General features: G+C 49.2%; 10 protein-coding genes. 3 read left to right on the forward strand and 7 right to left on the reverse strand.

All coding sequences use genetic code 11. The features are described 5' to 3' along the window. Nucleotides 1-38: 38 nt before the first annotated feature. The 5 genes from WG89_RS12125 to WG89_RS12145 form a co-directional block, all read right to left on the reverse strand. Nucleotides 39-2,780 (reverse strand): S8 family peptidase, encoded by a 2,742-nt coding sequence (locus WG89_RS12125; protein ID WP_062266256.1) that lies wholly within the window; start codon nt 2,778-2,780, stop codon nt 39-41. 288 nt (nt 2,781-3,068) lie between these two features. After that, entirely contained in the window at nt 3,069-3,968 is a 900-nt protein-coding gene (locus WG89_RS12130; RefSeq protein ID WP_172806801.1) for an ROK family protein, read from the reverse strand. A 62-nt stretch (nt 3,969-4,030) separates the two neighbouring features. Then, a complete protein-coding gene (locus tag WG89_RS12135; protein ID WP_062266260.1) occupies nt 4,031-4,471 on the reverse strand; it encodes a PTS sugar transporter subunit IIA in 441 nt (146 codons plus the stop codon). Then, nucleotides 4,464-5,978 (reverse strand): PTS fructose transporter subunit IIC, encoded by a 1,515-nt coding sequence (locus WG89_RS12140; RefSeq protein WP_062266263.1) that lies wholly within the window; start codon nt 5,976-5,978, stop codon nt 4,464-4,466. The genes WG89_RS12135 and WG89_RS12140 overlap by 8 nt, the downstream gene beginning before the upstream one ends. A gap of 9 nt (nt 5,979-5,987) precedes the next feature. Beyond that, complete coding sequence (locus tag WG89_RS12145) at nt 5,988-8,663, reverse strand: glycoside hydrolase family 38 N-terminal domain-containing protein (protein ID WP_062266266.1); 2,676 nt, start codon at nt 8,661-8,663, stop codon at nt 5,988-5,990. Between the two features lie 182 nt (nt 8,664-8,845). Here WG89_RS12145 and WG89_RS12150 point away from each other — a divergent pair, with 182 nt between their 5' ends. Next, the gene (locus WG89_RS12150; RefSeq protein ID WP_062266269.1) at nt 8,846-9,724 is read left to right on the forward strand and encodes a helix-turn-helix transcriptional regulator; all 879 of its coding nucleotides are present in this window, start codon (nt 8,846-8,848) and stop codon (nt 9,722-9,724) included. Between the two features lie 3 nt (nt 9,725-9,727). Here WG89_RS12150 and gspM read toward each other — a convergent pair whose 3' ends face one another. Continuing rightward, nucleotides 9,728-10,153, reverse strand: coding sequence for a type II secretion system protein GspM (gene gspM, locus WG89_RS12155; RefSeq protein WP_062266272.1), 426 nt, complete (start codon nt 10,151-10,153; stop codon nt 9,728-9,730). Nucleotides 10,154-10,504: 351 nt separating this feature from the next. Here gspM and WG89_RS12160 point away from each other — a divergent pair, with 351 nt between their 5' ends. Next, nucleotides 10,505-12,448: a PKD domain-containing protein gene (locus WG89_RS12160; protein WP_062266275.1), complete on the forward strand. Its 1,944-nt coding sequence runs from the start codon at nt 10,505-10,507 to the stop codon at nt 12,446-12,448. A gap of 36 nt (nt 12,449-12,484) precedes the next feature. Here the strand turns inward: WG89_RS12160 and WG89_RS12165 are convergent, their stop codons facing one another. After that, nucleotides 12,485-12,940, reverse strand: a complete 456-nt coding sequence (locus tag WG89_RS12165) for a hypothetical protein (protein ID WP_062266278.1) — start codon at nt 12,938-12,940, stop codon at nt 12,485-12,487. A gap of 214 nt (nt 12,941-13,154) precedes the next feature. Between WG89_RS12165 and WG89_RS29370 the strand changes: the two genes are divergently transcribed. Then, nucleotides 13,155-13,356, forward strand: a 202-nt coding sequence (locus WG89_RS29370) for a transposase (RefSeq protein ID WP_479686492.1), incomplete at its 3' end; no start/stop codon positions are given.

The following is a 13,356-nucleotide window of genomic DNA, read 5'->3' on the forward strand; positions in this document are numbered from 1 at the left end:
AGCCTGATCAGGAACGATCAGGCTATAGAGTTTTGCTGTTAGAACTTGAAACCAACACTCATCATCAGCATCGTATCGTCCAGCCCCTGAACGTTATTGGCATTCTCCACCCTCAACAGGTTGACCTTGCCAAAGGCGTTTAGCTCAGGAAACTCCCTTCGAACTACCACTTCGTAATCGGTCTGGCGGTGCTCCGGGGCATAGTCAATGTTGACACTTTGATACTGGAGATTGCTTCCCTGATACCCCTGGGGCAGTCTCAAATCCACTTCGCCGGATTGGATCGCCATGGGACGGGTTATAAAAGCAGCCACTGTCGTTTTATCATCGAGCTGGTTGATGGCACCCAGACTAAGGCTGTCACTGAGAAGCTTGTCAGAGTGATCAACAAGCACCGTGCTATTGGCCCGGTTGCGAGTTAATCCCTGGTAATAACCCAGCAAAAGTCCGGTAGATTCTGACATTTGATAATTGAAGTTCACGCCATAGAAGTGGGTCTGGCTGCCCTGCCCAAAATCCCAGACGCCTGAACCTTCAGCTCCCAGAACAGAGTTTCTTTCCCGAAGGCTGCCCACAGACAGGCTGACGTTCAGATTTTTGCTCAAAGCCGTTGAAAGCTCTGCATTCAGGCTTTCAAAGTTGCTGTCTACACCACCTCTGGAAGCTTTTTCCGGCTCGCCCTGGAAAGCACCGGCTTTCAGGGTAATACCATGATCAAGACGCTGCTCCAGATGAACCCCTCTGGCCGCCTCGTTAAAACTCTGGAAGGGGTTTGCAAATGCCCGGGTGGAAGTTAATTCCTGAATACCCATCGACTCGTTGGCCATAACTCCGAAGGTTGACGAAGCATCCAGACCCTGACTGAAGAAAACAGTCTGGTTCTTATTCATGGCAAACCCAAGGGTACCTGTCAGCGTTTCCAGAGAGAGTGGCTTGTCGCTGCTTTGACTGAACGACAATGTTACACCACCGGGAAGAACCGCTCTCGAAAGTGCTCTTGATCGGGACTCATTGAAATAACGATCAGCGTTGACTCTCTGGATATCCTCTCTGTAGTTATTGCCAATCAAGGCACTGCCGCTGTAGACAAATCCAGCTTTATCATAAGAATCAACCGCCAAAAACCGGACCTCAGAGAGTTGCTGACCCACCTGATCCCCGGAAGCTGAAGAAGGATCAAGATTAGAATCAGAAACATTCTGCAGCTGGCCATTTTCTGCCTGCAACTGCGCCACTCCAATCAACTGGGTTGCCGCCTGCAGATTCAGCATTCCCTGCCCATAGACTGCGTCTACGCCAGGCGCCCCCAGATCATCTGCCGATACAAATAACCGGTTAACCACCGCTTTGCTGTGACATTGTTTGGAGTTTGCTCTGGCATCACTGCTGTTACAGAGATAGGACAGAGAGTTTGACCCCGGTAACTGCAACCCGGGAAAAGCGGCAGCCACTACCGCATAGGCACCACTCACTTGAGGAGCAGCCATGGAGGTACCGGTTTTATAACCATGCCCACCAGGCACCGTTGAATAAATATTGGTTCCAGGTGCTGCCAGACAATAAGCGGCACTATCACCACAGCCATGGGAACTGCTATGCAATTGATTGTTGCTGTCGACGTTCACTACAGAAATCCACTGAAGTGTCAGGTCATTCTGCAGAGAGGTGCCCTGATAAATACTGGGAGCCATAGTGAGTATGGATGACTGCTTCACTTCAGGGTGCGTATTCTCATTGAGATAGGCATGATTCCCTGCAGCCACAACCCCGACCAAGCCAGTTTTCAATGCGTTCTGAGCCTGTTGGTATCGAGTTGAACCTGCTGTGCTGAACAGATAACTCTTCAATGCATCATTGGAGTAATCGATGGGCTGCCCTGCTGCAACGCCCACAATATCGGAAGCCACCAGTCCCCGATTCACGGAGTCATGAACATAGGCGTAACTCATATTTGCGACAGACGCTCCCTGACTGGCAGCCCATTGCAATAGGGCTGCATCCGTCACGCCTGGAACGCCACAACCTCCATCGATGTTTGCACACCCCGAAAGCACATCAGCATTGTAGGCAACCCCATGAATACCGGTACCGTCCTTATCCGCTGCGGCAATACCGGCAACATGGGTACCATGACTGCCACTGTCCTGCTCACCATAATTAACGTCACAGGTTTGTGTTCCGCAATTCGGTAAATCAATGCTTTCGTTGAGGTCGTTGTGGGTGGTATTCACGCCACTGTCCAGCATCGCAATCGTGATTCCTTCTCCCGCCTGCTTTGCTCCGGCAGTAGAAGAGATATTGGAGTAGGCTTCTTTAGCATTGATCTGATCGAGATCAGAGCGGCGCTGATACTCTTCGGTGTTGTAATAATCCGGACTGCGAGGCACCAAGTTACTGGTTCCCGAATCAGGCGGGCTGGTTGGAGGATTGCTGTCAGCCGGTGCTGCACTGCTGCCACCCCCGCCTCCTCCTCCGCCACCACCGGCCAGTGCCGCCAGACCTGCGGCCGCACCTCCGCCGATGAGATACCACTTATTAAATGAAGGTTTGCCCGCTGCAGCCTTTTCCGCAGTGACTTCTTCGGGCTCAGAGCCAAGTTCCGGTAATTGTTCGACAGATTCCGGAGCCTTTTCAGGAACCTCCTGAGTTTCCGGTTTTTCTGTTTTCGAGGTTGTCTGATCTTCCGCCTGAACGGATGAAGCGATAGACAGTATGATCGACAGTGAGAGTACTTTCAGTGCTCCCTTCTCTGTCTGGCTATAGAGGTGCTGATACAACATAAGCCATCCCTGTATTTTTATAATTCTTGAGTTGTTTTATCGGTTTCCATACGGATGCAATCGGCAGATTTTTCTGCTGAAACCCATAAATTTGATGGGAGCAACATCCGGAAAATAATCTTATTGTACTTTTCTTATACAGTTTTATCGGTGGGCTAGTCTATCTTTTCAGACTTATTTTGCAGAAAAATTATTACCGTTTGGTAACGATTTTTTGTTGAAAAAATCAGATAGCATGGCGGCCAAGGGGTAAGAGGCCGCTCACACTTTGCATGTTAACTTAGTCGTTTATTGGCACCTCCCCTGAATTTTGATCTTATCCATCAAATTAAAGAAAGCGCCCAATAGATTGGCATCATTCCTGTGCTGAGCAACAGCAACATCGGTTTCAATCGATAGGGAATCACGCATCTTGTTGATCGATTCCAGAGCCGTGCCAAGTTCGTCACCAAACTGTGAGCGCTCGGTCACACCACCCGATACAACAATCAGTTGTGGGTCATAAACACACTGCAAATTAGTCAGCAGCAACGCCAGATGAGCGTAGAAAGCATCTACCTCTTGCTGACAGATCTGGTTACCTGCAGCCGCCAACTCAAATACATCCTGACCGGTAAGCTCCCGATTCAGTTGCTCCGAGGCCCTGCGAACCATATTGCCGGTGGATGCCAACCAGCTGAAAGACTCCATGCGATTCTGCTTGTGGTCGTACTGGACCAGCATTCCGAACTCGCCACCGAGCAGATTCTTGCCCTTGTGCAGCTGACCGTCTTTAATGACAGCGCCGCCCACACCCGTTCCACAGACTACGAACAGGACATCGTCATAGCCTTTGGCACTGCCAGCCCTGACTTCCGCCAGCGCCGCACAGTTGGCGTCATTCTCCATGGCGACGGGGACATTGAATCGACTTTCAAGGTCTTCCCGAATGTTTGGACCATGAATACAGGGAATGGCACTGACACCATTGATAACACCATGATCGGTCACAGCACCGGGAGCACTGATGGCCAGGCCTTGAATGTCGAACTGGTTCGACACCTGATCAAAGACTCTGCCAATCTCGCCATAGAGTGTTTCGATCTCGCCCTGTGGTGTTGGAAACTTGTCTTTCAGACGGATGTTTCCCTGCTCATCCAGCACTCCGTATTTCACATAAGTGCCACCCAGATCTATGGAAAGATACATATCCATCGTCCCCCGTATTCATGCAGGACTACAGCAAAAATCATGCTGCAGCCCAGACTCAATCAGCTAATAGCCTGATTTACAATTTCAACAATGTCGCTGGCAGAAGCCGCCGTTTTCAGCTGGCTGCGGAAGTCAGCGTGCACCAGCTTGCGAGACAGTTTGCTCAATACTTTTAACTGAGAACCGTCGTCGGAATCAGAAATCGCCAGACAGAACATGTACTGTGCTGCCGTGTTATCGGTCAGCCCCCACTCAATACCTTCCTGCAGGCGAATGAAGAATACCGCTGGATTTTTTACGGCAGTGCTCTTGCAATGCGGAATGGCAAAACCATCCATAAAGCCTGTTGAACTCACGGTCTCACGAGCCTTCAGACCTTCAACAAAGGCAGCAGCATCTGAAACGACACCGGTTTCCAGAGCCACCTTGCTGATGGATTCAAACAGAGCTTCTTTAGAGGATGCAGAGACATCCAGAATGACATTTTCCTGCTTAAGCATGAGCTACTTCTCCTGTCTCTTCTTTCTCGGCTTCTTTCAAAGCTTTTTTCTGCGCCTGTTTCAGACCAAACCCGATCATGCATGCAGTCACGGAGACACCGACACAGATTGAGAAGATCCAGGGCAGGAATGGCATAGGCTGTTCGATGTAACCTACGAATGTACCCAGCGGAGAGCCCAGACCACCGTAGAACTTGGCACCAAAAGCGGTAACCAGAGCACCTGCAACCGCAGAACCGATTACGTTGGCAGGGATGAATACCAGAGGCTTACTGGCTGCAAATGGAATGGCTCCTTCAGTAATCCCCACCATGCCCATAGCCATGGCGTTGTTGCCCATAACGACCTGATCAGAGCTGAAGACATTTTTGAACAGTTTGGTGGCCAGCCACGCACCCAGAGGAGCCACAGAAATAGCAGCTTGTGCAGCAGTGCCCGGTACAAAGTTAGCGCCCTGGATACCGTACTTGGCCACCGTGTCAGTGAATACAGCGGTACCGAAGATCAGGGCAATCTTGTTAACCGGACCACCCAGGTCAAAGCCGATCATGGCTCCAATCAGTGCACCAATAAAAATCGGAGCAGCTGCGTAAGCGTTAGACAGAGAGTTCAGACCGTCATAGAGAGCCGTCATTACAGAAGCAATAGGATGACCAATGCCGTAGAACACCACTACAAAGACGGCAAATGTCGCCAACAGAGGAATCACCATGATAGGAACGATTGGCATGATGATCTTCGGCCACGGGATCTGCTTGAGGTATTTGACGATGTAACCGGCCAGGAAAGCCACAATGATGGCACCCAGGAATCCGGCACCGGCTTCGGTACCCAGGAAAGCAGGATCATTGATGATATATGCACCAATCATGGCCGGAGCAATGGCAGGACGGTCAGCAATAGAGTAAGCAGTGAAACCGGCAAACAGCGGAATCATCAGTTTGAAGCCGATCTGACCCAGGGCAAACAGTTTACTGAAGAACAGGCCACTGGCTGTTTCAACATCAAAACCCCAGTTCACCAGGTTACCTGCGTCATCAGCAGAGAAGGCAAAAATGTTGGCAATCGCCAGCAACAGACCCGCCGAGATACACATCGGAATCATGTAGCTGATGCCACTCATCAGATGTTTTACAGCACTGTTGTTGGTTTTACCCAGAGAAACGTTACCCACAGTCTCACCCTTTACAGAGTGTTTCTGGGCTGTTTCAAAAGCCTGCTTGATCAGACCTTCGGGATTTTCAATGGCCGCCTTGACGTAGGTCTTCATCACCCTCTTGTCGATAAAGCGATCCAGGCTGACATCAATGTCTGCTGCAATAATGATGACGTCAGCTTCCTGAATTTCCTTTGAGGTGAATTCATTTTCAACGCCAATGGTACCGTGGGTTTCAACCTTAACGTCGTACCCCATGGCTTTGGCAGCATTTTCCAGGCTTTCTGCTGCCATGAAAGTATGTGCTATGCCCGCAGCACACCCCGTAATGGCAAGGACCTTCTTACTCATAAGTCACTCTCAAAGTTCAATCAGGAAAGTTTTGATTTCGCCTGGCTTCATGGTGTCCAGGTCAATCTTGTTGTCGAAAGAGCCCAGCTGAGAGCGCTCTGTCAGATCGCTCTCAATCAGCTTTTTCGGTGCTGTTTTAAATTCAATACTGGCTTTCACTTGCGGCTTATCACTGGCGTTCAGAAGTCGAAGCACATAACTGCGACCATCGTCGGCCAGTTTGAACAGTGAGCTAACCAGGTTGTCACTCAGTTCAATCTTGCTGAACAGTTGGAATTCGCTGTTCAGATCACGACGCATACGGTTAGAAACAAAGTATTTCAGGGGGCCGGTAAATCGGTTCAGTTCCTGCTTCTGGTAGTGAAGAACTGGTGTCGTCCAATCTTGCTGCTGTTTTCGTAAGGCGCCGAACTGGAATTCATTGTCCAGACGGATAGCAAACTCGCACTCCAGGTTTTTCAGTAACTGACTGTCGGGAGTCGGGATATAGCGGTATTCATTGCCGGAGGCCTTACCGGGGCGACGCTGTAAACCCGGTTTGCCCAGCCAGCCCACACTGCGGAAAGCAGTCAGTTCAATAAACTGCCCCTGATCACCCGTAATCTCGTATTCCTTGATGCCGCGAGTGAAGGCGGTAACAGAACTCTGCTCATTGTGCAGGTTGACGATGTTCAGCATTGGATAAATGCCGGTAGGCTCTTCGTTCCAGCCCAGTTCCTGCCAGTTATCCATTTCAGCCTGACGAATCGGGCGTTCAATGCAGCCAAAAGGTGTGTCGGCAAAGGAAGCAGTGGAGGCGATGCCTGTATCAATCCGAACTCTCAGGCGGTGATCTTTACAAGTGTTGTCCACCAGCAGGCGGCATTGCATCAGGCCATCGTTTTCCAGTGCGATCTGCAATGTGTAAGGCAGTTTCGTCAGTGTTTCACTGCGCTCCTGACCTTCAATCCCTTCCGGTAATGCAATGCTGCCCCGGATTTTCAGGGTCTGGGTCAGAGTGTCCGCTTCAGCTGAAAACTCGGCATCGGTAAAGTCGAAAACCAGAGGCTCATCACCCACCAGCGGCGAATAGTCATAGGTGTCGCCGTCATCAGCCTGATCCACCAGAGTGATGAAGTTTTTGAACAGTTTGCCCGTGCTCTTCTCTTTCAGATGTAACTGGCCATTAATCACAGCCAGTTTGTAATGGTCGTCTTCAATGGCCGCCAGTGTCAGCTCCTGACGACTTACAGACAACTCCTGACCACCCTCTTCAACCTGAAGGTTGCAATAGGAGAGCGGTTTCATGGGATGTCTGAAAGCAATATCGGTTTCGTAGTAATACAACTCGGGATCGTTTTCGCTTTCATCCCGTTTGATTGAGCCGTTGTACACCTGACGAACAGTTTCCACTTCGAATGGAATACTCTGGCCATTCAGAGTGATATCGAAGCAAGGCTTTTTGGTGCTGATGGTGGCAGTGATCTTCCTGTCTGTGTCGTATGCCAGCGTATTGAAGAGCGTTAGAGTGCTGTCTTCTGGTGTGGCTTCAGAGATCTTGCGAATCAGGTAATCAATGTGAGCATCAATGCGCTCATCCGCATTAATGAAGCGGTTCAGAATCTGATAATTGGTCTTATCGGTGTTGCAACCGCAGGCACTGTCATGAGCATGATTTTTCAGCACACCCTTCCAGATGTTATCAACCGTTCCCCGTTTATGCTCCAGACCCAGAGCGGCACCCATAGCCATCAGAGGCTCAAGAGTGTTGATCAGTTTACGCTCGACCTTGTCGTTCATGTATTTGTGGTCGTAGCGGGATGAATAGATAGAGCGATGAATCTTGGAGTTTTCAGAATCCAGCATTTCACCCTGAATGGTTTCCAGCCTGCTGGTATCGATATCGTCGAATACCAGTCCGTAGTCGCTTTCTACAAACTCATACTCTTCAACTTCACGGTTGGCTTTTTCAATCTTTGTTTTGAAGTCGAAGTCTACGTAACGCTGGTCTCCCCCAACCGGAAATACGCCAAATTCAAAGTGTGAAGACTGACTGTTGGTATCAGCCGTAGAGCGGATATCGCTTTCATTACCCCAGATCAGGGCACCGCCTGGATAGTAACCTTCACGAATGTTGTAACAGGTCAGCTGGGAACCATCTTCGCTCTGCCACTGGAATTCACGATAGGCACTCTTGCTGCTGGACAGTCCGCGCCAGAACACAAAGCGAGTCAAACCAAAACCATTGAAGATCTTGGGCATGTCCTGACTTTGGCCAAAGGAGTCCGGGACATAAGCAATGTCCATGGAGTGCCCCATAGACTCGGCATAATGATAACCGGTTTGCAGGTTTTTGACGATGGATTCGCCCGCCACAATCATCAGGTCTGACTGGGTATACCAGGGACCAATCAGTAAACGTTTGTCGGCTACCTGCTTAGTGATGGCTTCACGATTTTGAGGGCAGTTACTGAGGTGATCTTCAATCAGGCTGGTCTGGCCATCCAGCAGATAGCTCTGCAGCAGATTGGCGTCCAGGGCATAGAGCAGCTCATCCATGTGGTAATCAAGCTGAATCTGGGACTCATTCTGGGTGAAATACCATTCGTAGTCCCAGTGAGTATGGGCAATGGTATGAATCTTTTTGACTTTAGAAGGGCTGTCTCCAGACGTCTCTTCCAGCGCTTGAGGGTAGTGAGCTGACATTGGCAATCTGTGTGAAAGTTTGGAATGACTTGCACTATATTCAATCGCTTTTATCGGCAGTACCCGACATTTGGATGATTATGCTCACATTTGTATCAAGGTGATAAAAACTTGACCCCGGTCAAAATCTGATTGATCAAAAATTATCATTATTACGTCGCATCTTATGATGAGAGAGCTTCATGAGCGACGCCCTGCAAATCCAGCAACAGATCAATGCGTTTCTGAATAGCCGCAGGGTTACGCGTGTCTGGTTTGCAGAGAATAATAACGCTCCGCCAGTGAATGCCTGTCAGGTTAACTTCCCAAGACTGTCCCTGGTTCTATCAGGCACCTACGATGTTCAGATCAGTGATCATGATAAGGTTCGCTCTATAGAAGCCAGCCCCGGAGAGGCCATCTACATTCCGGCCCATTGCTGGGATTTGCCCACCTGGAAACAACAAAGTCAAACACTGACGTTTATGTTCGCCCATCGGCAAATCGGGCTGAGTTTAAATCAGTGCAGTGATGCAGACAGTGTGTCATCTCTGGCAAGAACATCCATCCCCGAAGCACTGTGCAATGAAGGCGTTTTAATCCAGAAAGCCATTGAAGCAATAGCTGCCAGTCCTGGCGACAACCCTTCCGTTAACTACCTTGCAGAAGCTCTGATTCAACACACCTCACACCTTATCCCCAAAGAAACCGGCAATATCATCAACCGAACCCAGAGCCGCTGGGAAGCCATTTGCCTGTATCTACAAAAGAATTTTGGCCAGGAAATCACCCGGGACAAAGTGGCGGAAGAGTTTGCCATCACTCCCAATCATCTCTCCCGGCTTTTTCGTCAGGAAGGCAGGATGGGCTTTAACGATTACCTGACGTTCGTCCGCATCGACAGAGCCAAGCTATTACTGAGCCGATACCAGCTAAACCTGGATGAAATAGCGACAAGAACCGGCTTTAAAGGCGGGGATTATCTGGGTCGTGTATTCAGAAAACATACCGGCCTGACACCGGGTGAGTATCGGGCCAAGTATGCTCGTAAAGAGCTTGAGGCAGACAGCAGGAGAGTTTGAAACTTACGGGCTCACCAACAGTTTCACAGTATCAGCCTTCACTGATCCGGGCTCTTCCGCTTCCAGTAGTCGGATGCTCTGAACCCTTAGCCCTCTGGCATACATATCTGCAAAACCATTGACGAACTGCTCAACAGAACCCGGCTTGATATAGATTTCAGCCTGCTGGGCATTGCCTTCCCTGACTCCGATTCGCAATCCATTCTGATCGGCCACCCGTTGCATCAGCACCTGCCAATCCGCCAGATTGATGGGTTCAGCTTTTGGCATGGCCAGCTCTTCAGCTTGCTGCTGGGCTCTTTCCAGCAGCTGGGTCAGCTCAGGCAATGGGCTGACAGGTTGCTCAACAGGCTTGAACTTTATATACAGAACAGCGGCCCCGGCCAGAACCAGAATCAAAAGTATGATTTTTATCAGGGTTTTATTCATGAGGCTCCCGGGCGCCCAGATAGACCTGGACTCATAATATCTTTCAACAATCCATTGAGGGGTCAGCCACTCGTTCAACAGTGGATATCGAATTCTAGCCGACAATATTAGCTTTATCAGGCTCATCTTGCATGAAGTAACTGCGTATCCAGAAGCTCATCCAAAATCCCAGCTTGTTGATAACGTTGGACTTAAGATAAATGCTTTATATTTCAGTTACTTATTAACAACAATTTATCAGTCCACGCCTATATATTTTTATTTTCAGAAAGGATAACTCTGTAAGAGAGCCACTTCTGCTGGCTTGCGTCTATCGATCTTGGTTGAATCAATAATCTAAAGGATTTAGAGATGACTATTAACCAATTTGTTAGAAAACTCGCCATTTCATCATTATTTATAACCGCTCAAACCGCTGCTGCATTTAGCAGCCCTGAACCTGTTGCTATTGCCGAAACCATACCCTTTGAACACTCGATAAGGGGGCTTCAGTTTGAAGCTCATCCGCTAACAATTAATAGTGAACATGCCAGCTTTATTAAAGTTCACTTCAAACGCTTCAATGTCCCTCAAGGCATGGCTGTGGAAGTCAGCTCACCGGACCGCAGTCAGGTCTATCAATATGGACCAGCTCTAAATACCCCTAAAACATGGAATCCCGAGCTTGGAGAAAACGGCATTGATCGGTTTTCCAGCCTGTCCATTATTGGCTCTACCGCCATCGTCCGATTGATTGGCTCAAGCAAAGAACCTAATGCAATACCGGTTGTTGAGATTGATAGCTATCAGAAAGGGTTGCCAGAAGAGGATATTCAACACCTGATGCAGTTTCCTGAAAACGGAACTGAATCCATCTGCGGCAATGACCAGAAACGATCGGTCGCCTGTTTTTCAGACAGCTTTCCCACTGAGGTAGCTCACAGTGCACCTGTAGCCAGGTTGCTGATTGCCGGTCGCAGTCTTTGCACTGGTTGGCGCGTGGGTGAGGGTAACCTGCTGTTTACCAATAACCACTGTGTAGAATCAGCTTCCGAGGCCCGAAATACTGAAGTCTGGTTCAACTATCAGCTGGAAACTTGTGGTGGCTCTTCAGCCAACAGAACCGTCGTTACCGTCGATGAGTTGATAAAAACCAACGCCAGACTTGATTACAGCGTCTTGAGCCTGAATAACCCTGATACCATAGCCAGCTTTGGCTACCTTGGCCTGGATGTCAGAACACCGATTGCGGGAGAAGCCATTTACATCCCTCAACATCCGGGAGGAAGGAGAAAAGAACTGGGGGTACTTTCCGACCAGAACTCAACCAACCTCTGTCGTATTAATAGACCCACAGCCGGTTTTAATACCAATTACCTCTGTGATACCGAAGGCGGCTCTTCTGGCTCACCTGTGCTTGCAGAGTCCACTCATAAAGTCATTGGACTGCATCATCTGGGTGGCTGCCCGAACAGTGGTGTTCAGATCAAACAGATCTGGCCCGAAGTGTCTTCTCTATTTGGTGGTGTCATACCGGACGACGGTATAGGTGATCGTGACAATCAGAAGCCTGTTGCCGCGTTCAGCGTAGAATGTGACGGCCTGAATTGTCGATTTGATGGTACTGACAGCTCTGATACTGACGGAACCATTGATCTCTACTCCTGGCAGTTAGGAGACGGAAGCCGTTTAGTCGGAAAACAGATCGATTATTCCTATATTGCACAAGGGCAGTATACAGTCTCTCTGACAGTCACGGATAACGAAGATAAAAGTGATACCGCCAGCAAGACTGTAAATGTGGGTAATACCAGTGATGACAGCCTACTGATCAGCGGTGTGCCAAGAACGGGGCTTTCCGGAGCAAGACGATCTGAAACTCGCTTTCAAATCAATGTTCCCGAAGCAAACCAGCGTCTTCGAGTCACTCTATCCGGAGGCAGTGGCGATGCGGACCTTTACGTCCAGCACGAAACGCCTCCCACTACCGGACAATATGATTGCAGACCTTATAAGTCCTCAAATAACGAAACCTGCGTGATCTCTTCAGCCCAACAGGGAACCTGGCACGTCATGCTGCGTGGGTTTTACGCCTATGCCGGAGCAACCCTGACAGCTACGGTTGAAGCCATTCAAGACAATAACCAAAACTGTTCAGATCTGGAGATATGGTCTGGCCAGAAACGATACGTCACGGGTAACAAGGTTCATCATAAGGGCTCGGCATATCAGGCCTTCCGTTGGAACACTAACCTCTCCCCAGACCAACATTCTGACAGGGACGGTGTCTGGAAGCTTCTGGGAAGCTGCCAGTAAGCACCCGGACTATTGAACGATTTCAGAGGTGATGGATCACCATCCATCACCTCTGAACCATGAGGCATAGTTCAGGCTTTTTGAGGAGTGCAGCCCTTCAATAAAGCAGAATCTCGCAGGAATGTTCCCTTTATAGGCCCACGCACCATTGATAGAAAGTCCTGTTGGCTTGCCTGCATGTCCATTGTCGCCTTTTAATGTACCTGAAAAGAGATAGCCATCGCGGGTTAAGTAAGGGCATCGAACCCTGACTGTGAAACAGTCCGGTGCTTTCTGATTCAGAACAATGCCCAGACGACCCTTTTCACCCTTGATAGAGCGGTCCCATAGAAATACATTCAAATGATGCTCCAGTCTACGTGAACCTTCGGCCATTTCTGCTGCGTAACCAGAAGCCTCTGCAGTCAGCAGCCCCTGACTGGCTATCTTCTGCTTCAGTTGATCCAGACCTACCCCTTTTTTGTCAATGACAACATGTGTGTACTCTTCCATCTCTCAACTCCATTTCATGAGAAATATCCAAATCAATGTTCACCCTGAACCTTCAGATGTTTGAAGGCCCAGAGTTCCAGTCAATTCACTGAAACAAGATCCTTACTGACAATGGCCTTGAAGATCTCTTTCGCAATAGCATCGGGTCTAGGGAACCTGCGAATAAGTCCCTGATCATGAGATAATAATCTCAGCAGCTTGATCAGAGGTAGTCATGGACCAACAACTCTCTTTTTCCGACAGTGAATTCAGCCAGAAGCGACGCAGAACTCGTAGGGAAATTTTTCTTGAAAGAATGGAGGTTCTGATTCCATGGAAACGCTTAGAGGCCGTAATCGAGCCCTATTACCCTAAGCGTGGCAACGGAAGACCTCCTTATCCTCTACCCACTATGCTGCGAATTCACTGTCTCCAGC

Origin of the sequence: Endozoicomonas arenosclerae (assembly GCF_001562015.1) — a bacterium.
Lineage (GTDB): Bacteria > Pseudomonadota > Gammaproteobacteria > Pseudomonadales > Endozoicomonadaceae > Endozoicomonas_A > Endozoicomonas_A arenosclerae.